19 protein-coding genes, 1 tRNA gene and 1 pseudogene are annotated in these 23,417 nt (G+C 70.0%); 20 read left to right on the top strand and 1 reads right to left on the bottom strand.

What is annotated here, in order from left to right; genetic code table 11:
- Nucleotides 1-45 precede the first annotated feature (45 nt).
- Nucleotides 46-117 (bottom strand) — tRNA-Arg (locus ACZ4SF_RS05345).
- Nucleotides 118-229: 112 nt separating this feature from the next.
- Here ACZ4SF_RS05345 and ACZ4SF_RS05340 point away from each other — a divergent pair.
- The 20 genes and pseudogenes from ACZ4SF_RS05340 to ACZ4SF_RS05245 all read left to right on the top strand — a co-directional run.
- Nucleotides 230-730: pseudogene (locus tag ACZ4SF_RS05340) on the top strand (response regulator); the annotation flags it as partial.
- A 787-nt stretch (nt 731-1,517) separates the two neighbouring features.
- Nucleotides 1,518-2,801 carry an ArgS-related anticodon-binding protein NrtL gene (gene nrtL / locus ACZ4SF_RS05335; RefSeq protein WP_468378544.1) on the top strand — a complete coding sequence of 428 codons (1,284 nt, stop codon included), beginning with the start codon at nt 1,518-1,520 and terminating at the stop codon, nt 2,799-2,801.
- A gap of 56 nt (nt 2,802-2,857) precedes the next feature.
- Nucleotides 2,858-4,249 carry a diaminopimelate decarboxylase gene (gene lysA / locus ACZ4SF_RS05330; RefSeq protein WP_468378541.1) on the top strand — a complete coding sequence of 464 codons (1,392 nt, stop codon included), beginning with the start codon at nt 2,858-2,860 and terminating at the stop codon, nt 4,247-4,249.
- Nucleotides 4,250-4,416: 167 nt separating this feature from the next.
- Nucleotides 4,417-5,715: a homoserine dehydrogenase gene (locus ACZ4SF_RS05325; RefSeq protein WP_468380357.1), complete on the top strand. Its 1,299-nt coding sequence runs from the start codon at nt 4,417-4,419 to the stop codon at nt 5,713-5,715.
- 6 nt (nt 5,716-5,721) lie between these two features.
- Nucleotides 5,722-6,780 carry a threonine synthase gene (gene thrC / locus ACZ4SF_RS05320; RefSeq protein ID WP_468378539.1) on the top strand — a complete coding sequence of 353 codons (1,059 nt, stop codon included), beginning with the start codon at nt 5,722-5,724 and terminating at the stop codon, nt 6,778-6,780.
- Nucleotides 6,781-7,075: 295 nt separating this feature from the next.
- On the top strand, nt 7,076-7,993 hold the full coding sequence (thrB, locus tag ACZ4SF_RS05315) for a homoserine kinase (RefSeq protein ID WP_468378536.1): 918 nt from the start codon (nt 7,076-7,078) through the stop codon (nt 7,991-7,993).
- Between the two features lie 403 nt (nt 7,994-8,396).
- The gene (gene rho / locus ACZ4SF_RS05310; RefSeq protein ID WP_468378534.1) at nt 8,397-10,409 is read left to right on the top strand and encodes a transcription termination factor Rho; all 2,013 of its coding nucleotides are present in this window, start codon (nt 8,397-8,399) and stop codon (nt 10,407-10,409) included.
- Nucleotides 10,410-10,654: 245 nt separating this feature from the next.
- Nucleotides 10,655-12,457, top strand: a complete 1,803-nt coding sequence (locus ACZ4SF_RS05305; RefSeq protein WP_468378531.1) for a trypsin-like serine protease — start codon at nt 10,655-10,657, stop codon at nt 12,455-12,457.
- Nucleotides 12,458-12,652: 195 nt separating this feature from the next.
- Nucleotides 12,653-13,819, top strand: a complete 1,167-nt coding sequence (locus ACZ4SF_RS05300; RefSeq protein WP_468378528.1) for an LCP family protein — start codon at nt 12,653-12,655, stop codon at nt 13,817-13,819.
- Nucleotides 13,820-13,961: 142 nt separating this feature from the next.
- On the top strand, nt 13,962-14,183 hold the full coding sequence (gene rpmE, locus ACZ4SF_RS05295; protein ID WP_015657814.1) for a 50S ribosomal protein L31: 222 nt from the start codon (nt 13,962-13,964) through the stop codon (nt 14,181-14,183).
- A gap of 107 nt (nt 14,184-14,290) precedes the next feature.
- On the top strand, nt 14,291-15,358 hold the full coding sequence (gene prfA / locus ACZ4SF_RS05290) for a peptide chain release factor 1 (protein ID WP_468378524.1): 1,068 nt from the start codon (nt 14,291-14,293) through the stop codon (nt 15,356-15,358).
- A 39-nt stretch (nt 15,359-15,397) separates the two neighbouring features.
- Nucleotides 15,398-16,243 carry a peptide chain release factor N(5)-glutamine methyltransferase gene (gene prmC, locus ACZ4SF_RS05285; protein ID WP_468378522.1) on the top strand — a complete coding sequence of 282 codons (846 nt, stop codon included), beginning with the start codon at nt 15,398-15,400 and terminating at the stop codon, nt 16,241-16,243.
- 52 nt (nt 16,244-16,295) lie between these two features.
- Nucleotides 16,296-16,943 carry an L-threonylcarbamoyladenylate synthase gene (locus ACZ4SF_RS05280; RefSeq protein WP_201841391.1) on the top strand — a complete coding sequence of 216 codons (648 nt, stop codon included), beginning with the start codon at nt 16,296-16,298 and terminating at the stop codon, nt 16,941-16,943.
- The gene (locus ACZ4SF_RS05275) at nt 16,940-17,617 is read left to right on the top strand and encodes an arsenate reductase/protein-tyrosine-phosphatase family protein (RefSeq protein ID WP_468378519.1); all 678 of its coding nucleotides are present in this window, start codon (nt 16,940-16,942) and stop codon (nt 17,615-17,617) included. Before ACZ4SF_RS05280 ends, ACZ4SF_RS05275 begins: the two co-directional genes overlap by 4 nt.
- 100 nt (nt 17,618-17,717) lie before the next feature.
- Nucleotides 17,718-18,956, top strand: a complete 1,239-nt coding sequence (locus ACZ4SF_RS05270) for a serine hydroxymethyltransferase (protein WP_468378517.1) — start codon at nt 17,718-17,720, stop codon at nt 18,954-18,956.
- 183 nt (nt 18,957-19,139) lie between these two features.
- Entirely contained in the window at nt 19,140-20,513 is a 1,374-nt protein-coding gene (locus ACZ4SF_RS05265) for an MraY family glycosyltransferase (protein WP_468378515.1), read from the top strand.
- A gap of 314 nt (nt 20,514-20,827) precedes the next feature.
- Nucleotides 20,828-21,163: a hypothetical protein gene (locus ACZ4SF_RS05260; RefSeq protein ID WP_468378513.1), complete on the top strand. Its 336-nt coding sequence runs from the start codon at nt 20,828-20,830 to the stop codon at nt 21,161-21,163.
- A 416-nt stretch (nt 21,164-21,579) separates the two neighbouring features.
- Nucleotides 21,580-22,017 (top strand): hypothetical protein, encoded by a 438-nt coding sequence (locus ACZ4SF_RS05255; RefSeq protein ID WP_468380354.1) that lies wholly within the window; start codon nt 21,580-21,582, stop codon nt 22,015-22,017.
- A 273-nt stretch (nt 22,018-22,290) separates the two neighbouring features.
- Nucleotides 22,291-23,061 (top strand): F0F1 ATP synthase subunit A, encoded by a 771-nt coding sequence (gene atpB / locus ACZ4SF_RS05250; protein WP_468380351.1) that lies wholly within the window; start codon nt 22,291-22,293, stop codon nt 23,059-23,061.
- A gap of 78 nt (nt 23,062-23,139) precedes the next feature.
- Nucleotides 23,140-23,382 (top strand): ATP synthase subunit c family protein, encoded by a 243-nt coding sequence (locus ACZ4SF_RS05245; protein ID WP_468378511.1) that lies wholly within the window; start codon nt 23,140-23,142, stop codon nt 23,380-23,382.
- Nucleotides 23,383-23,417 lie beyond the last annotated feature (35 nt).

Raw genomic sequence — 23,417 nt, 5'->3', positions numbered from 1 at the left:
CAGCGTTTCCGCTGGTGACGGGGTCTTTGGGCACCTCATGTTGGGTGCCCCCGGCAGGATTCGAACCTGCGCACACGGCTCCGGAGGCCGTTGCTCTATCCCCTGAGCTACGGGGGCGTGTCGGGCGCTGAGCTGTTCGCTCGCGGCGACGGGTAGAACACTAGCAGGTCCGGAGGGGTGATCAGGAACTCGATTACCGGCGCGGGGGTGTGCGGGTCCCCTGTACGGGGTGGAAGTGGGGAAAACCCGGACGCGGTGGCTGGGCCGGACCTACTCTCGACTTGTGCCAGGCGCTTCGGGCCGGGTGCTTGTTGTGGACGACAACAAGGTCATCCGGCAGCTGATCAGGGTCAATCTCGAGCTGGAAGGGCTCGAGGTCGTGACCGCGGCCGATGGTGCCGAGTGTCTGGACGTGGTGCATGAGGTGCAGCCCGACGTCGTGACCCTCGATGTCGTCATGCCCCGACTGGACGGGCTGCGCACCGCCGCCCGCCTCCGTGCCGATCCTCGAACGCATCACCTTCCCCTCGCCATCATCAGCGCGTGCACGCAACATGAGGTCGAGACCGGCCTTGATGTCGGCGTGGACGCCTTTCTCGCCAAGCCCTTCGAGCCGTCCGAACTCGTACGGCTCGTCAAGCACCTCATCGATCGCCGGGGCGGCGGACAAGATGGGCATGGCGGGCAGGGCGGGCATGAGGCTCGTGAAGGTCATGGGAGTCAAGGTGGGCGCTGGGGACATGGCAGTCATGAGGGGCATGGGGGCCATGAGGGCGACTCCCGCGGGGGCGATGGTGGAGGAGACCGGGGCGAGGGCGGTGACGGGGAAGCCGACGGGGACCGAGCCTCCCGGGGGCCGAGTCTCCCGCATCGGTGACCGTTGCTGACGCCTGACGCCTGACGCCTGACGCCTGACGGCCGCATCGGCGCGGTGACTGCCGTGGGAGTGGCGACTGCCGTGTTTTGGGTGACAGATGGTGATGAGCAGGGCCCTGGCTTCCGTGGTGAAGCGCGGCTCTGCTTGTGCCGGGGAGCAGGGATGTCGGGATGTCCGTCAGGGGCCGGTCCTGCGGCGCCGAGCCTGTGGTGCCGGGGCATCGATGGTGGATCAAGTCGGGCGTCCCTCGGGGGCGGAACCGGCACTCATGCCCGGCAGTCCACGCCCGGTAACCCATGGCGGGCAACCTACGCCCGCCAACCCCAGCCATCCTCGGCGGTCCGCGCAGACGTGTGCCTCGGACGCTGCAGGTCGCCGGCGCCACCGGGCACCCCATCACCTGGCGCCCCCTCGCCCTTCGGCGCCACCTGGCACCCGGCGCCCCTCGGCACCTGGCGCCCCCTGCCACCTGGCGCCCCTCGGCACCCGGCGCTACCTGGCACTCGGCGCCACCCCATCGCTCCTCGCCACCCGGCGCCCCCTCCGCGCCACCGCCCTCACGCCCCCACCCGTAACCGCCCCAGACCCCCACCCATAACCGCCTCGCGTACCCACCCCCCTCCTCGCCTAGGCTTGTCCCGTGACCCCCGCCGAGCTCTCCCGCACCGTGCTGCATGCGGTGCGCCGTGCTGTCGATGACGGAGAGCTGGATGTCGCCGTGCCCGAGCGGGCCGTGGTGACCGAGCCGGGGCCCGGGGGGTGCGGGGACTTCGCCACCACCATCGCGTTGCAGCTCGCCCGGCCGGCCGGGAAGCCGCCGCTGCGGGTCGCCGAAATTCTGCGGGACCGGCTTGCAGGCGCCCTCGGCGTCCGGGACGTCGTCGTCACCGGGCCCGGGTTCCTCAACATCAGCCTCGACGAGCACGCCGACCCCGTCACCGGGCTGGTGCGGGAGATCCGTGCGCAGGGTTCCCGGTACGGACACGGGGACTCCCTCGCCGGGCAGGTCGTCGCGCTGCGGGTGCCGTACGAGGTGCGGGCCGAGGTCGTTGCCGACGCCGTCGTACGGATCGTGGGGACGCAGGGCGGGCGCGCCACCGTCGAGCACGGTGAACCCGTCAATCTGAGGCCCGTACCCGCCCCGGAGGATCCCGCTCTGCTCGGGGCCGACGCCGCGCAGTGGGCGCTGCTGCATCCCGCCCCGCACGACCGGCCCCGGATCACCGCCGATCATCTCGTGCAGCGGGAGAGCAATCCGCTGTTCCGGGTGCGGTACGCCCACGCCCGCATCCGTTCCCTCAGCCGCAACGCCGCCCGCCTGGGCTTCGCCGCCGAGCCCGGCCCCGTCGCGCCAACTCTCGCCGAGCCCGGTCGCGTCGAGCCAGCTCCCGTCGAGCCCGGTCGCGCCGAGCCCGGTCGCGCCGAGCCAGCTCTCATCGAGCCCGGCCTCCTCGAGCCCGCTCCCGTCGAACCCCGTGCCGTCGCGGCCCCCGTCGCGGCCCCCCACCTCCGCTCGGGCGCCGCCCCGTACGTGGAAGACGTCTCCCACACCAACGCCACCCCCCACCCCAACCTCATCCCCCACAGGGCCACCGCCCACGCCCAGCCCACCCCCACCTCCCACCGCACCGCCCACGCCCAGCCCACCCCCCACCCCCTCACCCCCCACCCCCTCCTCACCCCCCTAGCCGACCACCCCCGCATCCTCGCCGCGGCCGCCACCCACCGTGCCCCGGACCGGCTTGCCCGGCATCTCGTCACCGTTGCTGATGCCGTGCTGCCCTTTCTGCCCTGCGTGCTGCCCTGTGGCGAGGAGAAACCCTCGGCCGCCCACCGGGCCCGGCTGGCGCTTGCCGAAGCTGCCGGGACGGTGCTGGCCGGCGGCCTGTCCCTGCTCGGCATCGACGCACCCGAACACCTCTGAGACGCCCGAGAGCAGATGCGTCCCGGAGAGAAGACAGAGAGTCTGAGAGTCACGTCATGAGCCGTTCCGCCCATCCCGCCGGGCCCCGCCACGCCGATGTCCTGCCCGAGGGGCACTACTCCGCGCCGCCCACCGACCTCAACGCCCTCGACCCCAAGGTGTGGGCCCAGACCGTCAGCCGGGACGACGACGGTGTCCTCACCGTCGGCGGGATCACCGCGACCCGGCTCGCGGAGGAGTTCGGGACGCCTGCCTACATCCTCGACGAGGCCGACTTCCGGGCGCGGGCGCGGGCCTGGCGCACCGCGTTCGGGCCGGACGCCGACGTGTTCTACGCCGGGAAGGCCTTCCTGTCCCGGGCCGTCGTGCGGTGGCTGAAGGAGGAGGGGCTCAATCTGGATGTGTGTTCCGGCGGGGAGCTGGCCACCGCGCTGTCCGCGGGGATGCCCGCCGAGCGCATCGCGTTCCACGGCAACAACAAGTCCGTCGGTGAGATCACCCGGGCCATCGAGGCCGGTGTCGGGCGGATCGTGCTCGACTCCTTCCAGGAGATCGTGCGGGTCGCCCATGTCGCGCAGTCCCTCGGTGTGCGGCAGAAGGTGCAGATCCGGATCACCGTCGGCGTCGAGGCGCACACGCACGAGTTCATCGCCACCGCGCACGAGGACCAGAAGTTCGGGATTCCGCTCGCCGGCGGGCAGGCCGCCGAAGCCGTGCGGCGGGCGCTGCAGCTCGACGGGCTGGAGCTGATCGGGATCCACTCGCACATCGGGTCGCAGATCTTCGACATGTCCGGGTTCGAGGTCGCCGCCCACCGTGTCGTCGGGCTGCTGAAGGACATCCGGGACGAGCACGGGGTGGAGCTGCCCGAGATCGATCTCGGGGGCGGGCTCGGCATCGCCTACACCAGCGACGACGATCCTCGTGAGCCGCACGAGATCGCCAAGGCGCTCAGCGAGATCGTCGGCCGGGAGTGCGAGGCCGCCCGGCTGCAGACGCCGCGGATCTCCGTCGAGCCCGGGCGGGCCATCGTCGGCCCCACCGCGTTCACGCTGTACGAGGTCGGCACGGTCAAGCCGCTGGACGGGCTGCGGACGTACGTCTCCGTCGACGGCGGTATGTCCGACAACATCCGGACCGCGTTGTACGACGCCGAGTACAGCGTCGCCCTGGTGTCCCGGACGAGCGACGCCGCGCCGATGCTCACCCGGGTCGTCGGCAAGCACTGCGAGAGCGGGGACATCGTGGTCAAGGACGCGTTCCTGCCGGCGGATCTGGCACCGGGTGACCTGATCGCCGTGCCGGCCACCGGCGCTTACTGCCGGTCCATGGCCAGCAACTACAACCACGTGATGCGGCCGCCCGTCGTCGCCGTGCAGGACGGTGCCGCCCGGGTGATCGTCCGGCGTGAGACGGAGGAGGACCTCCTGCGTCTCGACGTCGGGTGACGAGAACGACGGACGCGCACGTCAGAAGCCGTGGGCGGAAGATCTCCGGTCCCACGTGTCCGTACAAATGAAATAGATGTCTCACGATCCGGACGAAGGGTAGAAACTCCCGTCCGGTGAGTGAGACTGGTCCAACCGTAGACGGTAAGAGGAAACGAGGTCGGATGATGCGTACGCGTCCGCTGAAGGTGGCGCTGCTGGGCTGTGGAGTGGTCGGCTCAGAGGTGGCGCGCATCATGACGACGCACGCCGACGACCTCGCCGCCAGGATCGGGGCCCCCGTCGAGCTCGCGGGGGTCGCGGTGCGGCGTCCGGGCAAGGTGCGCGAGGGCATCGACCCCGCGCTCGTCACCACCGATGCCACCGCCCTCGTCAAACGCGGCGACATCGACGTGGTCGTCGAGGTCATCGGCGGGATCGAGCCCGCCCGGTCCCTCATCACCACCGCCTTCGAGCACGGCGCCTCCGTCGTCTCGGCCAACAAGGCCCTGCTCGCCCAGGACGGGGCCGCCCTGCACGCCGCCGCCCAGCAGCACGGCAAGGACCTCTACTACGAGGCCGCCGTCGCCGGCGCCATCCCGCTGATCCGGCCGCTGCGCGAGTCCCTCGCCGGGGACAAGGTCAACCGGGTGCTCGGCATCGTCAACGGGACGACCAACTTCATCCTCGACAAGATGGACTCCACGGGCGCCGGGTACCAGGAGGCCCTCGACGAGGCCACCGCGCTCGGCTACGCGGAAGCCGATCCGACCGCCGACGTCGAAGGGTTCGACGCCGCCGCCAAGGCCGCCATCCTCGCCGGCATCGCCTTCCACACGCGCGTGCGGCTCGACGACGTCTACCGCGAGGGCATGACCGAGGTCACCGCCGCGGACTTCCGCTCGGCCAGGGAGATGGGCTGCACCATCAAGCTGCTCGCCATCTGCGAGCGGTCCGAAGACGGTGCGTCCGTCACCGCGCGCGTGCACCCCGCCATGATTCCGCTGACCCACCCGCTCGCCTCCGTGCGCGGCGCGTACAACGCCGTCTTCGTGGAGAGCGACGCGGCCGGGCAGCTCATGTTCTACGGCCCCGGCGCCGGTGGTTCCCCGACCGCCTCCGCCGTGCTCGGCGACCTCGTCGCCGTCTGCCGCAACCGGCGGGGCGGGGCCACGGGGCCCGGTGAATCGGCCTACGCCGACCTGACCGTCTCCCCGATGGGCGAGGTCGTCACGCGCTACCACATCAGCCTCGACGTCGCGGACAAGCCGGGTGTGCTCGCCCAGGTCGCGACCGTCTTCGCCGAGCACGGGGTGTCCATCGACACCGTCCGGCAGCAAGGACGTCCAGACGGGGACGGCGAGGCCTCCCTCGTCGTCGTCACCCACCGCGCGTCCGACGCGTCCCTCACCGGGACCGTCGAGGCGCTGCGCAAGCTCGACACCGTGCGGGGTGTCGCCAGCATCATGCGGGTTGAAGGAGAGTAACCAGCAATGACCCACCAGTGGCGCGGAATCATCGAGGAGTACCGGGACAGGCTGCCGGTGTCCGGCACCACGCCGGTCGTGACGCTCCGCGAGGGCGGCACGCCCCTCGTGCCCGCGCAGGTGCTCTCCGAGCGCACGGGCTGCGAGGTCCACCTGAAGGTGGAGGGGGCCAACCCCACGGGGTCCTTCAAGGACCGCGGCATGACCATGGCCATCAGCAAGGCCAAGGAGGAGGGGGCCAAGGCGGTCATCTGTGCGTCCACCGGCAACACCTCCGCCAGTGCGGCCGCGTACGCGGTGCGCGCCGGCATGGTCTCCGCCGTGCTCGTGCCGCAGGGCAAGATCGCCCTCGGCAAGATGGGCCAGGCCCTCGTGCACGGCGCGAAGATCCTCCAGGTGGACGGCAACTTCGACGACTGCCTCACCCTCGCGCGGGAACTGAGCGAGAACTACCCCGTGGCGCTGGTGAATTCGGTCAACCCGGTGCGCATCGAGGGCCAGAAGACGGCCGCCTTCGAGATCGTGGACATGCTCGGCGACGCGCCCGACATCCATGTCCTCCCGGTCGGCAACGCGGGCAACATCACCGCCTACTGGAGGGGCTACAAGGAGTACGCCGCCGACGGGATCTCCTCGAGGACGCCCCGCATGTGGGGGTTCCAGGCCTCCGGCAGCGCCCCGATCGTGCGCGGCGAGGTCGTGAAGGACCCGTCGACCATCGCCACCGCCATCCGCATCGGCAACCCCGCCTCCTGGCAGTACGCGCTGGCCGCGCGGGACGAGTCCGGCGGTGCCATCGACGAGGTGACGGACCGTGAAATCCTGCGCGCCTACCGCCTGTTGGCCGCGCAGGAGGGCGTCTTCGTGGAGCCCGCCTCCGCCGCCTCCGTGGCCGGTCTGCTCAAGGCCGCCGAGCAGGGCAAGGTCGACCCCGGTCAGCGCATCGTGTGCACGGTCACCGGCAACGGCCTGAAGGACCCCGACTGGGCCGTCGCCGGCGCCCCGCAGCCGGTCACCGTCCCGGTCGACGCGGCCACCGCGGCCGAGCGCCTGGGCCTCGGCTGAGCGCCCCGGACCCGAGGCTCCGCGCCCCGGGTCCGGGAAGTCCCTGACAGGGTGCACGGGGGGCTTACGACACGCATCGTGCGCCTCCCGTGCGCCCTATGTCGCCACAGAACCTTCCTTCGATAGGCTGTACTGAACCCGCCTGCCGCATATGCCCCCGCATGTGGCGCGGCGCCGCGCCGTGTCCGCGGCCCGCAGGGTCTTCGCACGTCAGTCATCGGCAGTCCACCGAATGACCATCGAATCCCTCGAGCGTCATTCGACCGTCACGCAGCTCAAGGAGAGTCTTCGAGCGATGGCCGGTCCCGCCTTCCGCGCCGCCGCCGTCCGGGTGCGCGTCCCCGCCACCAGCGCCAACCTCGGTCCGGGCTTCGACGCCCTGGGCCTCGCGCTGGGGCTGTACGACGACGTCGTCGTCCGGGTGGCCGACTCCGGGCTGCACATCGACATCGCGGGCGAGGGCAGCGAGACCCTCCCGCGTGACGAGAGCCACCTCCTCGTCCGCTCCCTGCGCACCGCCTTCGACCTGCTGGGCGGGCAGCCGCGCGGCCTGGAGATCGTCTGCGCCAACCGCATCCCGCACGGCCGCGGCCTCGGCTCCTCCTCCGCCGCCATCTGCGCCGGCATCGTCGCCGCCCGCGCGGTGACCATAGGCGGCGAGGCCCGTCTGGACGACGACGCCCTGCTGGAACTGGCCACCGAGATCGAGGGCCACCCGGACAACGTGGCCGCCTGTCTGCTCGGCGGCTTCACGCTCTCCTGGATGGAGGCCGGCACCGCCCGGGCCATCAGGATGGAGCCGAACGATTCCATCGTTCCGGTGGTTTTCGTACCCGGAAAGCCGGTCCTGACCGAGACCGCGCGCGGGCTGCTCCCGCGCACCGTGCCGCATGTCGACGCCGCCGCCAACGCGGGCCGTGCCGCCCTGCTCGTCGAGGCCCTGACCAGGCGCCCCGAGCTGCTGCTGCCCGCCACCGAGGACCGCCTCCACCAGGAGTACCGCGCGCCGGCCATGCCGGAGAGCGCCGCGCTGGTGGAGCGGCTGCGCGCCGACGGCATCCCGGCCGTCATCTCGGGTGCCGGGCCCACCGTCATGGCACTCGCCGACGCCGGCACCGCCGACAAGGTCGAGGCCCTGGCCGGCGCCGACTGGGCCGCCAACCGGCTGAGCCTGGACGCACAGGGAGCGAGCGTGCTGCCGCTTGCGACCTGACACACGGTTGCCGGATTTGGAGAGGGGGAATGTTTGTTGGATCCGGTAGTGTTAACCTCAAGTCTGCACCCGACCCCACCATGGCGAGGTGCCTCGTGTCCCCGTCCGGGACAGACATTCTTCCGGGAGCCTCCCGCGCCACTCCGTGTTCCCTGCGCCGTACCTGGGCAGTACGTCGCATGCGGACACTGAGCGGGCCGCCGGGCACGCTTCGGAATCGGTGCTACCACGCCACGTGACACTGGGTGCCACGACTCGCGGAAGCGCCATCACCGCACATTTCTTCCGCCGCTTTGGCGGACCACCGCCCCGGCACGGTTCGCAGAAGACAGGACCGTAGCCGGACAGCACAACCGGTCGCCGAGCCAGACAGGCCGACGTCCGCTCCAGGGAAGGACCCTTCGTGAGCGACACCACCGATCTGATGGGCGCACGTGTCGAGGAGACCGCTGCCGCGCCCTCCACGGACGCCTCCGCGCCTGCCACCGGTGCCGGCTCCCGGCGGCGCCGCGGTACCGGCCTCGAGGGCATGGTGCTGGCCGAGCTGCAGCAGGTCGCCTCGGGCCTCGGCATCAGGGGCACCGCGCGGATGCGCAAGAGCCAGCTGATCGAGGTCATCAAGGAGGCGCAGGCCGCCGGGGGTGCCGCCCCCAAGGCCGAGACCGCCACCGAGAGCAAGCCGAAGCGCCGGGCCACCTCGAAGGCCCGCACCGGCGAGGACGCCGAGAAGAAGGCGGAGGCCAAGTCCGAGGCTCCTGCCGAGAAGGCCGTGGCCCAGCAGCAGATCGAGATCCCCGGCCAGCCGTCCCCCAAGGCCTCGGGTTCGCTCGAGCAGGGCGGTGCTCCCGCCGACGACGCCCCGACCGAGCGCCGTCGCCGTCGTGCCACCGCCGATGCGGGCAGCCCCGCCGCGGGCAGCGCCGAGACGGTCGCCGCCGAGGCCAAGAGCGAGCCGAAGGCCGAGACGCCCGCGCAGCAGCAGGGCGAGGCCAAGGGTGACGCAGGTGACGGCGAGGGCCGTGGCCGCCGCGACCGCCGTGAGCGCGGACGGGACCGTGACCGCCGCGGCAAGGGCGACGACCAGCAGGGCCAGGGCGGCCGTCAGGACCGTCAGCAGCAGGGCCAGCCGCAGGGCGGCGGCCGGCAGGACCGCCAGGACAGCCGCCAGGACGACGACGACTTCGAGGGCGGCCGCCGCGGCCGTCGTGGCCGCTACCGCGACCGCCGTGGCCGTCGTGGCCGCGACGACATCGCCGAGCCGCAGCTCGCCGAGGACGACGTCCTGATCCCGGTCGCGGGCATCCTGGACATCCTCGACAACTACGCCTTCATCCGGACCTCCGGCTACCTGCCCGGCCCGAACGACGTGTACGTCTCCCTCGCCCAGGTCCGCAAGAACGGCCTGCGCAAGGGTGACCACGTCACCGGTGCGGTCCGTCAGCCGAAGGAGGGTGAGCGCCGTGAGAAGTTCAACGCGCTCGTCCGCCTCGACTCCGTCAACGGCATGGCCCCCGAACACGGCCGTGGCCGCCCGGAGTTCAACAAGCTGACCCCGCTCTACCCGCAGGACCGCCTGCGCCTGGAGACGGACCCCGGTGTCCTCACCACCCGCATCATCGACCTGGTCTCCCCCATCGGTAAGGGCCAGCGCGGTCTGATCGTGGCCCCGCCGAAGACCGGCAAGACCATGATCATGCAGGCGATCGCCAACGCGATCACGCACAACAACCCCGAGTGCCACCTGATGGTCGTCCTCGTCGACGAGCGTCCGGAAGAGGTCACCGACATGCAGCGGTCGGTCAAGGGCGAGGTCATCTCCTCGACCTTCGACCGCCCGGCCGAGGACCACACGACCGTCGCCGAGCTGGCCATCGAGCGGGCCAAGCGCCTGGTCGAGCTGGGTCACGACGTGGTCGTGCTGCTCGACTCGATCACGCGTCTGGGCCGTGCCTACAACCTGGCCGCGCCGGCCTCCGGCCGCATCCTGTCCGGTGGTGTCGACTCGACCGCGCTGTACCCGCCGAAGCGGTTCTTCGGCGCGGCCCGCAACATCGAGGACGGCGGCTCGCTGACCATCCTCGCCACCGCCCTGGTGGACACCGGGTCCCGCATGGACGAGGTGATCTTCGAGGAGTTCAAGGGCACCGGCAACATGGAGCTCAAGCTCGACCGGAAGCTCGCCGACAAGCGCATCTTCCCGGCGGTGGACGTCGACGCGTCCGGTACCCGTAAGGAAGAGATCCTGCTCGGCAACGAGGAGCTGGCCGTCGTCTGGAAGCTGCGCCGTGTCCTGCACGCGCTGGACCAGCAGCAGGCCATCGAGCTGCTCCTCGACAAGATGAAGCAGACCAAGTCGAACGTCGAGTTCCTGATGCAGATCCAGAAGACGACCCCGGCTCCGGGCAACGGCGACTGAGCGCCGCGGAACCGACTGTCGCCGGCCGGCCGCGGACAGCCCGCGGCCGGTCGCGTCCACCCGGCGGATCCGACGACTGATCCGGACCCGCCCCCAGGGTGTTCGGGCCACCCCCTGTCGATGAGTGACGGGGGGTGGCCTTTTGGCGCTGAGGGGAGTGGGACGCACCACGCGCCCCTTCCCTTTCACCCACCCCTGGGGGTTCTCCCTTGCTCATGCCCCTGCCCGGGCGGCACAGACGCCGCATGCGCGTCGGCCTGCCCCTCGCCGCGGCCGGTGTCGCCGCCGCCGTCACCGCCGCCCTGCTGACGACCTCCGCCGGTGCGGCCACCGTGCTGCCCAAGGCGAGTGCGACCCCTGTCGTCAGCCAGCCCTCCCAGGCCACCCTGGAGAAGCGGATCGCGGGTGCCCTGCGCACCGACCGGTCGGCCGCCGCCACCAGCAGCAGCAGCGGATCCGCCGTCTCGCCGAAGATCATCGGTGGCACCGACACCACCATCTCCTCGGCGCCCTGGATGGCCCAGCTCTGGTACCACGACGACAGGAACACCGAGGACACCAGCGACGACGTGAGCTTCTTCTGCGGTGGCTCGGTCGTCTCGCCGACGAAGGTCCTCACCGCCGCCCACTGCGTCAGGAACGACAACAAGGACTACGACTGGCGGGCCCACGGCACCGTCGTCACGGGTACCGCCCAGCTGCCCACCACCGACTCCACCGGCGCCACGGACCTGCACGGCGGCCAGGCCACGGCCGTGCTGCGGCAGTGGTGGCAACCGGGCTACGACCCGGTCGACAGGGAGACGGGGCGGAACCAGGACGACCTCGGCCTGCTCACCCTGGCCGTCCCGGTCAAGGCCACGCCGATCCGCATGGTCACCTCCGGTGACACCGCCTCCTACACCGCCGGCACCAGCGCCAAGGTCTACGGCTGGGGCCGTACCAGCTCCACCAGCGACGACATATCGCCGACGCTGAGGTCGACCACGCTGGCCCTGCACTCGGACGGCACCTGCTCCGGCGTCTACGACTCGGCCTACATCGCGGGCCGGATGGTCTGCGCGGGCACGCAGAGCGGCAGCGACACCGGTACCAGCGCGGCGTGCAACGGCGACTCCGGTGGTCCGCTCGTGGTGGGCGGCCGGATCGCCGGAGTGGTCTCCTTCGGCGTCCAGGACTGCGTGGCGAAGGGCTACTACAGCGTCTTCACCAAGGTCGGCTTCTACGTCAGTTCGGCCTATGCCCAGATCGACGACACCAACCTGAGCCTCTTCAACAACAAGCCGGACGGCAAGGCCGACCTGTTCGTGCGGGCCTCCTCCACGAAGACCGGCTACGAGAAGGACTCGAGCGGCACCTCGTTCGGGGCCCGGGCCTCCTGGGGCGACTGGAGCGGAGTGAACCTCGTCCTCCAGACCGACCTGAACCGCGACGGCTACCAGGACCTGATCTACCGGGTCAGCTCCAGCGGGGACGTGTACTGGGAGCACTTCGTGCTCAACAGTGCCCGTACCGGCGGCTCCTGGAGCGACACCAAGCTCTTCTCCGGCTGGAAGACCCGTACCCGGATCGTCACCCCCGGCGACGTCACCGGCGACTACCTGCCCGACGTGCTGTCCGTGGACTCCGGCGGCACGCTGTGGATCTATCCCGGCAAGGGCAACGGCACCTTCGGCTCGCGCGTGCAGGTCGGCACGGGGTGGAACCAGTACAACATGGTGCGCGGGCACGGCGACTTCACCGGTGACGGCAAGGCCGACCTGCTCGCCCGCAAGTCGAGCACCGGCGACCTGTACCTGTACAAGGGCACCGGCAAGTCCGGGACCGGCGCGTTCGCCACGCGGATCAAGGTGCGCAGCGCCTGGACCGGATACAACGCCTTCGACGCGGTCGGCGACGTGAGCGGCGACGGCAAGGCCGACTTCCTGGCCCGTACCTCCGGCGGCACCCTCTACCTGTACAAGGGCACCGCAAAGGCCACAAGCGAGATCTTTGCCACAAGGGTCTCGGTGGGCACCGGTTTCCAGGCCTACGACCTCTGGGGCTGAACCCGCAGGTGAACGCCGTCCACCGGTAGCGAGTGACTACGTGCTGTGCCCATCGCTGTACGCGGTGGGCACGCTGCGTTGTGCAACCCTTTCCCGAGTTTCTCCGTCTGACCAGGCGGAGCGACGATGGAGCGGTGACAACCGCGCCTCACCCTGACCGCAGGGGGTAACCGACCGTCGAGACCTAGGAGCGATGTGGCTGCCGAGAGCACGCCGGAGCCCGCGATAACCGAGCCCGGCACGACTGGACCCCTCCCCGGCGACAGAATCCGCTCGCGCGGGGGGACGCTCACCCGGGGCAAGGGCCGTCGGCGCAAGGCCCGCACCACGGGAAGCAAGGCCCTGCGTGCGACGGCCTGGACGGCCGCCGGCGTGGTCGTGCTGGGCGGAGCCGGCGCCGGATACGTGTACTTCAAGCTCAACGGCAACCTCCGCAGCGTAGACATCAACCAGGCCCTCGGCAGCGACCGGCCCTCGAAGATCGACAACGGTTCGGAGAACATCCTGGTCCTCGGCTCGGACACCCGCGCCGGCAAGAACAAGAAGCTCGGCGGTGGCACGGACGACGGCAGCGCCCGTTCCGACACGGCGATGATCGTCCACGTGTACGAGGGCCACAAGAAGGCCACCGTGGTCTCGATCCCGCGGGACACCCTCGTCGACCGCCCCCGGTGCACCGACACCAAGGGCACGACGCACGACGCGGCGTCCGGCGTGATGTTCAACGAGGCCTACGGCACCGGCGGCGCGGCCTGCGCGGTGAAGACCGTCGAGTCGATCACCGGCATCCGCATGGACCACTACCTGGAGGTCGACTTCGAGGGCTTCCAGAAGCTCATCGACGACCTCGGCGGCGTCCACGTCACCACGACCAAGGACATCAAGGACCCGCAGAGCCACCTGGACCTCAAGGCCGGCCCGCACACCCTGAACGGCGGGCAGGCCCTCGGCCTGGTCCGGACCCGGCACGGCGTGGGCGACGGCTCCGACCTGGGCCGTATCCAGCTCCAGCAGGCCTTCATCAAGGCGCTGATCGACCAGGTCAAGCACGTCGGCGTGTTCACGAACCCGAAGAGGCTGTACGACCTGGCCGACACCGCGACCAAGGCCGTCACCACCGACTCCGACCTCGGGTCGGTCGACTCGCTGATGGACTTCGCCGGCGGGCTCAAGGGCATCGGCTCGTCCCACATGAAGATGGTGACGATGCCCGTCCAGTACGACCCGGCCAACCCCAACCGCGTCCTGCTGGACAAGAAGAAGGCGCAAGCGGTCTGGGACGCCCTGAAGAACGACGCACCGGTCCCGGCATCGGCCACCGAGGGAACGGCCACCGGCGAGGCCAAGGGCGTCGTGAGCTGACGCCTCACCCCCAGGAATAGAACAACCGCACCCCCGGTTTGGGTGGATGGCCCCAGTCCTGGCAGACTGGTACGTCGGCTCCGGTTCACGCTCCCGCACCGTGCGGCTGCGACCCGGCGCCCTCCCGAAACTAGGAGACACCTTGAAGCGCGACATCCACCCCGAGTACGTCGAGACGCAGGTCAGCTGCACCTGTGGCGCGTCGTTCACCACCCGTAGCACCATCGAGTCCGGCACCATCCGGGCCGAGGTCTGCTCCGAGTGCCACCCGTTCTACACGGGTAAGCAGAAGATCCTCGACACCGGTGGCCGTGTGGCCCGCTTCGAGGCCCGCTTCGGCAAGGCTGCCGGCTCCAAGAAGTAGCGAGCCCCATTTCGCCGGTCCACGGCCACGCCCTTCCCGGGGGTGTGCCCGGGACCGGCGTTTTTGGTCGCCCGTCCTTCCCTTCATCGCAGTACAGGAGCCGAAAGATGTTCGAGGCCGTCGAGGAACTCGTCGCCGAGCACGCCGACCTGGAGAAGAAGCTCGCCGACCCGTCGGTTCACGCCGACCAGGCGAACGCGCGCAAGCTCAACAAGCGCTACGCCGAGCTGACCCCGATCGTCGCCACCTACCGCTCCTGGAAGCAGACCGGCGACGACATCGAGACGGCGCGCGAGTTCGCCGCCGACGACCCCGACTTCGCGGCCGAGGTCAAGGATCTGGAGCAGCAGCGCGAGGAGCTGACCGAGAAGCTGCGCCTCCTGCTCGTCCCGCGCGACCCGAGTGACGACAAGGACGTCATTCTGGAGATCAAGGCGGGCGCGGGCGGCGACGAGTCGGCGCTGTTCGCCGGTGACCTGCTGCGCATGTACCTGCGCTACGCGGAGCGCATCGGCTGGAAGACCGAGATCATCGACGCCACCGAGTCGGAGCTGGGCGGCTACAAGGACGTCCAGGTCGCGGTGAAGGCCCGCGGGCAGATCGAGCCCGGCCAGGGCGTGTGGGCCCGGCTGAAGTACGAGGGCGGTGTGCACCGCGTGCAGCGGGTGCCCGCGACCGAGTCGCAGGGCCGCATCCACACCTCCGCCGCCGGTGTCCTCGTCACCCCGGAAGCCGAGGAGGTGGACGTGGAGATCAACCCGAACGACCTCCGCATCGACGTCTACCGGTCCTCCGGCCCGGGCGGTCAGTCCGTCAACACCACCGACTCCGCCGTGCGCATCACGCACCTGCCGACCGGGGTCGTCGCCTCCTGCCAGAACGAGAAGAGCCAGCTGCAGAACAAGGAGCAGGCGCTGCGTATCCTGCGCTCCAGGCTGCTCGCCGCGGCGCAGGAGGAGGCCGAGCGGGAGGCCGCCGACGCCCGCCGCAGCCAGGTCCGTACCGTCGACCGCTCCGAGAAGATCCGCACCTACAACTTCCCCGAGAACCGCATCTCGGACCACCGGGTCGGCTTCAAGGCGTACAACCTGGACCAGGTCCTGGACGGCGACCTCGACGCGATGATCCAGGCCTGCGTCGACGCCGACTCGGCGGCGAAGCTCGCCGCCGCGTAAGACCCGTACGCACGCACGAGTACGACACGGAGGACTCGCGTGAACCTGCTGCTCGCGGAGGTGGCGCAGGCCACCCAGCGGCTGGCCGACGCCGGCGTGCCCTCGCCGCGCACCGACGCGGAGGAGCTGGCCGCGTTCGTGCACGGCGTGAAGCGCAGTCAACTGCACTCCGTGAAGGACGCCGACTTCGATGCCCGGTACTGGGAGGTCATCGCCCGGCGTGAGCAGCGCGAGCCGCTGCAGCACATCACCGGGCGGGCCTACTTCCGCTACCTGGAGCTCCAGGTCGGCCCCGGCGTCTTCGTGCCCCGGCCGGAGACCGAGTCCGTGGTCGGCTGGGCCATAGACGCGGTGCGTGCCATGGACGTCGTCGAGCCCTGCATCGTCGACCTGTGCTCCGGCTCCGGCGCCATCGCGCTCGCCCTCGCCCAGGAGGTCCCGCGCTCCCGTGTGCACGCCGTGGAGCTGTCGGAGGACGCCCTGGTGTGGACGCGCAAGAACGTGGCCGGGTCGCGGGTCGACCTGCGCCAGGGTGACGCCCTCACTGCCTTCCCGGACCTCGACGGCCAGGTCGACCTGGTCATCTCCAACCCGCCGTACATCCCGCTCACCGAGTGGGAGTACGTCGCCCCGGAGGCCCGCGACTACGACCCGGAGATGGCGCTGTTCTCCGGCGAGGACGGCCTGGACCTCATCCGGGGCATAGAACGCACCGCGCACCGGCTGCTGCGCCCCGGCGGCGTCGTCGTGATCGAGCACGCCGACACCCAGGGCGGCCAGGTGCCGTGGATCTTCACCGAGGAGCGGGGCTGGGCCGACGCGGCCGACCACCCGGACCTCAACAACCGCCCCCGGTTCGCGACCGCCCGCAAGGCGCTGCCGTGAGCACCGCGCAGACTTCCATCCCGCAGTACGTGTACGAGGAGGCCAGCTAGTTATGGCACGGCGATACGACACCAACGACGCGACCGACCGTGTGACGGGTCTGCGTGAGGCCGCGTCCGCCGTCCGCCGGGGCGAGCTGGTGGTGCTGCCGACCGACACCGTGTACGGCATCGGCGCCGACGCGTTCTCCTCGGAGGCGGTCGCCGACCTGCTCGCCGCCAAGGGCCGGGGCCGCAACATGCCCACGCCCGTCCTCATCGGCTCCCCGAACACCCTGCACGGCCTCGTCACGGACTTCTCCGAGCTGGCCTGGGAGCTGGTCGACGCGTTCTGGCCGGGTGCCCTGACGCTCGTCGCCAAGCACCAGCCGTCCCTGCAGTGGGACCTCGGCGACACCCGCGGCACGGTGGCCGTGCGCATGCCGCTGCACCCGGTCGCCATCGAACTGCTCACCGAGGTCGGCCCCATGGCCGTGTCCTCCGCGAACCTCACCGGCCACCCGGCGCCGGAGGACTGCGACGCCGCCCAGCAGATGCTCGGCGACTCCGTCTCCGTCTACCTCGACGGCGGCCCCACCCCGGGCAACGTGCCGTCGTCCATCGTGGACGTCTCCCGTGAGGTGCCGCTGCTGCTGCGCGAGGGCGCCATCTCCCCGGACGAGCTGCGCAAGGTCGTACCCGACCTCGAGGTGGCGAATTGACGGCCCCTGAAGCGGGGCGTGGCATAGGCCGCGGGGTATACAGCGCGGAGGAGACGACGACGTTCGGGTTCCCCCGCGACACCTTCCGCATCCTCCACGTCAGTACCGGCAACGTGTGCCGCTCGCCCATCACCGAGCGGCTGACCCGCCACTTCGTCGCGGAGCGGCTCGGCGTACTCGGCGGCGGGCTGATCGTGGAGAGCGCGGGCACCTGGGGCCACGAGGGCGCGCCCATGGAGAGCAACGCGGAGACCGTGCTGGGCGACTTCGGCGCGGACGCCACGGGTTTCGTGGGCCGGGAGCTGCTGGACGAGCACGTGATCATGGCCGACCTGGTCCTGACCGCCACCCGCGACCACCGCGCCCAGGTCATCTCGATGGGCCATTCGGCGGGCCTGCGCACCTTCACCCTGAAGGAGTTCACCCGCCTGGTCCGCGCCATAGACCCGGCCACCCTGCCGCCCCTTGAGGACGGCGTGGTCCTGCGTGCCCGGGCTCTGGTCCGTGCGGCGGCGGCGCTGCGCGGCTGGCTGCTGGCGCCGACGGCGGAGGCGGACGAGGTGTACGACCCGTACGGGGCTCCCCTGACGTTCTTCCGGTCGATCGGGGACGAGATAAGGGACGCCCTGGATCCGGTGGTGACGGCGTTGACGGGCGTACCCGCACGGGCCTGAGCCGACACGAACCGGTACAAAAGAGGCGCGAACGTCGCGCTTCCGCCGTGGCCCGGGCCTACATTGGGGATACGTCACCGTCGACCGCCCGGAGCCCGTCATGTCGGTCACCACTGCCCACGAGACCGATGTCCTGCGGCGGCAGGATCCGGCGATGGCCGAGATCCTGTTCGGGGAGCTGGCCCGGCAGTCCACGACACTGCAGCTGATCGCCGCCGAGAACTTCTGCTCGCCGGCCGTGCTGACGGCACTCGGCTCGCCGCTCGCCAACAAGTACGCCGAGGGCTATCCGGGCGCCCGGCACCACGGCGGCTGCGAACTCGTGGACGTAGCCGAACGCGCCGCCATCGACCGGGCCAGGGACCTCTTCGGCGCCGAGCACGCCAACGTCCAGCCGCACTCCGGCTCCTCGGCCGTCCTGGCCGCCTACGCGGCCCTGCTGCGCCCCGGCGACACCGTCCTCGCCCTCGGCCTGCCCTACGGCGGCCATCTCACCCACGGTTCGCCGGCGAACTTCTCCGGCCGCTGGTTCGACTTCGTGGGATACGGCGTGGACGCGGAGACCGGGCTCATCGATCACGACCAGGTACGTCACCTCGCCCGCAACCACCGCCCGAAGGCGATCGTGTGCGGCTCCATCGCCTACCCCCGCCATATCGACTACGCCTTCTTCCGCGAGGTCGCCGACGAGGTCGGCGCCTATCTGATCGCCGACGCGGCGCATCCGATCGGGCTGGTCGCCGGGGGAGTGGCACCGAACCCGGTGCCGTACGCGGACATCGTCTGCGCGACCACCCACAAGGTCCTGCGCGGCCCGCGTGGCGGGATGATCCTGTGCGGTGCCGACCTGGCTCAGCGGGTCGACCGGGCCGTCTTCCCCTTCACCCAGGGCGGCGCCCAGATGCACACCATCGCCGCCAAGGCCGTCGCGTTCGGCGAGGCGGCGACGCCGGCGTTCACCGTGTACGCCCATCAGGTGGTCGCCAACGCCCGGGTGCTGGCCGGTCATCTGGCCGCGGAGGGCCTGGTCGTCACCACCGGGGGCACGGACACCCACCTGATCACCGCGGACCCGGCCCCGCTCGGCGTGGACGGCCGCACCGCACGCGGCCGGCTCCTCGCGGCCGGTCTGGTGCTGGACTGCTGCGCGCTGCCGCACGGCGACGGCCGCGGGCTGCGCCTGGGCACGGCCGCGGTGACCACGCAGGGCATGGGGGAGCCGGAGATGGTGCGGATCGCGGCGCTGCTGGCGGCCGTGCTGCGGGGGGAGACGGAGCCGGCGGGGGCACGGGAGGAGGTGCGCGCGCTCACCGCTCAGTTTCCGCCGTATCCCGGCTGAGCGGGGGTGGACGCGGTCCCGTACACCGGGGTGTGCGTTCCGCGGCGGGCACCGGCCGATCGTGGTGGGCCGGTGTACACAGCCGTGCATGCAACCATCGTCGCCACCCGGAAGTCCTCATCCACATGCGTCCCTCGCTAGGGTGTGGGGCTGTGATGGCCAGCGAGACCTGTGGGGAAGCCCGTGCGTGAATACCTGCTGACGCTCTGCATCACGGCCGCGGTGACGTACCTGCTGACAGGGCCGGTACGGAAGTTCGCGATCGTGGCCGGGGCGATGCCGGAGATCCGGGCCCGTGACGTGCACCGGGAACCCACTCCGCGCCTCGGCGGTATCGCCATGTTCTTCGGGCTGTGCGCGGGGCTGCTGGTCGCGGACCACCTCGCCAACCTCAACGAGGTCTTCGCCAAGTCGAACGAGCCGCGGGCGCTGCTCTCCGGAGCCGCCCTGATCTGGCTGATCGGCGTCCTGGACGACAAGTTCGAGATCGACGCCCTGATCAAGCTGGGCGGCCAGATGATCGCCGCGGGCGTGATGGTCATGCAGGGTCTGACGATCCTGTGGCTGCCCATCCCCGGCGTCGGCAACGTGGCACTGACCCAGTGGCAGGGCACGCTGCTGACCGTCGCCCTGGTCGTCATCACCATCAACGCCGTGAACTTCGTGGACGGCCTGGACGGCCTCGCGGCCGGCATGGTGTGCATCGCGGCGGCCGCGTTCTTCCTCTACGCCTACCGCGTCTGGGTGTCGTACGGCATCGAGGCCGCCGCCCCCGCCACGCTGTTCGCGGCGATCCTGATGGGCATGTGCCTGGGCTTCCTGCCGCACAACATGCATCCCGCGCGGATCTTCATGGGCGACTCCGGCTCGATGCTGATCGGCCTGGTGCTGGCGGCCGGCGCGATCTCGATCACCGGCCAGCTCGACCCGGACGCGCTGAACCTGTACGCGGGCTCCGAGAAGGCGGCGGTCCACCAGACGGTCCCGGTCTACATCCCGCTGCTGCTGCCCCTGACGATCATCGCCGTTCCGGCCGCCGACCTGGTGCTGGCGATCGTCCGCCGCACCTGGCGCGGCCAGTCGCCGTTCGCCGCCGACCGCGGCCATCTGCACCACCGCCTGCTGGAGATCGGCCACTCGCACAGCCGGGCGGTGCTGATCATGTACTTCTGGTCGGCCCTGATCGCCTTCGGCGCGCTGGCGTACTCGGTCAACTCGGCCTCGATGTGGATCGTCCTGAGCGTGGTCTTCCTGAGCGCGGTCGGCCTGGTCCTGCTTCTCCTGCCCCGCTTCACCCCGCGCGTGCCGGTGTGGGCCCAGCGCTTCGTGCCACCGCGCTACCGCAGGCGACGCCGGCCGTCGGACGAGGCGCTGCCGGACGAGACGGCGGCGGGGGTCTCGGCGGGGGAGACGGCGGCGGAGCCGGGAGAGCAGGTCGCTTCCGGGGCGGGGCAGCGCGCCCCTGTCACCGCCGGGGTCTCGGGCGTCAACGGGGCGACCGCGATCGGCGCTCGATCGCAGTTTCTGGACCATCGCCGTGGCCGGAGTCGCGGCTGAGGACGCGGGTGTCCGTCGGACGGGACAACGGCAGCGGTTGGATCTGACCGAAAAGGTGTGAAAGCCCCCGCATGGCCAGGTCGAGCGACGAGGGATGCGCCTGCCACCAGGCACTCTGGCGATCGGTTCCCTGTACGTATGCCTGCTTGATCGAGGGACAAGTGGCTTTTGAGACCCCGATTACCCACGGGGCATAAGCACTCAGTGGTTCTCCGGCTACCTCCTGTGTTAGGAATGTGCATGCCAAACGGGGGAATCGACCGTCGCTGACCACGACGGGTCGTCCCTGCTCATACGTGAGTGGAGGTATTTTCATGCGCAAACTGGCCGCAGTGGGCGTTGCCGTAGTCGCCCTGAGTGGTTCGCTGGGCCTCATGGGTTCGGAGGCCGTTGCTGTACCGCAGACGGCTTCGGTGTCCGGGGCCGTCGCTCGGGGGGCCGTGCCCAGTTGTGTCGACGTCAAGCGGACGCATCAGGACGAGGGCTACAAGGCCTTCAAGGTCACGAACAACTGCACCAGCACGAAGAAGCTCAAGGGCGTCTTCAAGTACGGCTACGACTCGCCTTGTACGCCGGTGAAGGCCGGCAAGTCGGCGCTGCTCACTTCCATGCAGCCGTGGGTCGACTACGACAAGGTCGTCACCTGCTGACGCAGCGTCGTACGACCGTGGCGTGAGCCGCGCTCTCAGTGCCCCTGGGATGCCTGTTCGAGGCTTCCTGGGGGCGCAGTGCATTGCGCGAGCGGGTGGAGTTCAAACGTCGCGCTGACGGCCAAGGTAAGAATCTGACTAGAGCATTGCCAAGTCGTGGGGGAGCAAACCGCCCTAATACCAGACAACTGGGCTCGGTTTCTGCGCAGACGTGCACCGTCACTCTCATGTGTGACAGCCAGCACACCATCCAGGTAAAGACCTCATCAAATAGTTTGTGATACGGTTCACGAGAACCCCGGATAGAGCCGAAGGACCCGAGTGCGACGGTCCGAAGGCGTGAGGTCTGACCACTCAAGCCGGGACTACGCTCGTCCATGACGACACCTGCCCCCTGTGAAAGCGGAGTTGCCGCCATGCCGTCCAATGACGCCCGGAACCTCTTGCAGACCGCTGTGCCCACAGCGGCTGCAGGCGCGATCACCGTCGCCGTGAGCGCCGCGGTCGCGGGGGGCAAGGGTGCGCTCGGTGCGGCGGTCGGCACGGTGCTGGCCATCCTGTTCATGGGAATCGGCCTGTACGTGCTGCAGTGGACGGCAAAAACGCTCCCGCAGCTGTTCCAGGCCATGGGACTCATGCTCTACGTGGCCCAGCTGCTGCTCCTCCTGATCTTTGTCGCTGTTTTCAAGGACACCTCCCTCTTCAACGCGAAGACGTTCGCCGTGTCGCTGGTCGTCGCGACCGTCGTGTGGATGGCCGCGCAGGCGCGCGCCCACATGAAGGCCAAGATTTTCTACGTCGACCCGGACTCCGCGAAGAGTGAGAAGCCCGAGAAGACAGGGCCGAAGCCGTGAGGGGTAGGGGCGGGATAAAGGCTTGTGAGATCTCCTGCTATCGTCCGGTGCCAACTGCGGCATCGCGGGCGCGGGCATCTGAGCTGACGCCTGCTCGAACGCGAGGCTCGATGCCCCCCAGCCGCCCCCACATCCGTAACACCAGTCCGGTGCCGATCCGCGGCCGTGTGCCGCGCCGACACAACGAGGTTGCCGTACCTATGCGTCACGCCGAAGGAGCCCGCGGTGAGTGCTGACCAGACCCAGCTCGCCTTCGACTGGAGTTGTCGGATCATGTCCGACAACGGGTGTGGCTTCCCGGCTCCGGGCCTGCACTCGTTCCTGTTCAAGCCGCTCGCCACGGTCGGGGGCTTCGAGTTCAACAAGGTGATGCTGCTCGCGCTCATCACCACCGTGCTCGTCGTCGCCTTCTTCTGGGCCGCCTTCGGCAACGCCAAGGTCGTCCCGGGCAAGCTGCAGATGATCGGCGAGGCCGGCTACGACTTCGTGCGCCGCGGCATCGTGTACGAGACCCTCGGCAAGCGCGAGGGCGAGAAGTGGGCGCCACTCATGGTCTCCCTCTTCTTCTTCATCTGGATCATGAACATCTGGTCCGTGATCCCGCTGGCCCAGTTCCCGGTCTCCTCGGTCTTCGCCTTCCCGCTCGTACTCGCCCTGCTCGTGTGGGTGCTGTGGGTCGGACTGACCTTCAAGCGACACGGCTTCGTCGGCTTCTTCAAGAACGTCACGGGCTATGACAAGTCGCTGGGCCCGGTCCTTCCGCTGGTCATGGTCATCGAGTTCCTCTCGAACCTGTTCGTGCGGCCCTTCACCCACGCGGTGCGACTGTTCGCCAACATGTTCGCCGGTCACCTGATGCTGGTGATGTTCACCGTCGCCTCCTGGTACCTCCTGAACAGCTGGATGATCCCGGCCGCCGGTGTCTCCTTCGTGATGACCATGGCCATGATCTGCTTCGAGCTTTTCGTGCAGGCCGTCCAGGCGTACGTCTTCGTGCTCCTCGCCTGCTCCTACATTCAGGGCGCTCTCGCCGAGCACCACTGACCCGAACCACCCGCCCCGTACCACCAGACGTCCGGTGGCCAACCCCCACCGGTCCATGAAAGAGAAGGAAGAACCGGCATGTCCGCTCTCCAGACCCTTGCCGCCGAAGGCGTCACCGGCTCCCTCGGTTCGATCGGCTACGGCCTCGCGGCCATCGGCCCCGGCGTCGGCGTCGGCATCATCTTCGGTAACGGCACCCAGGCTCTGGCCCGTCAGCCCGAGGCTGCCGGTCTGATCCGTGCCAACCAGATCCTCGGCTTCGCGTTCTGTGAGGCGCTCGCCCTCATCGGCATCGTTATGCCGTTCGTGTTCGGTCAGTAATTCCTACTTACCGCACACGTTTCGACGAAAGGCAC

Source organism: Streptomyces sp. NPDC027663 (assembly GCF_055566415.1).
Note: the sequence above shows the minus strand (reverse complement) of the source record. Positions and strands in the feature narration are given on the sequence as shown.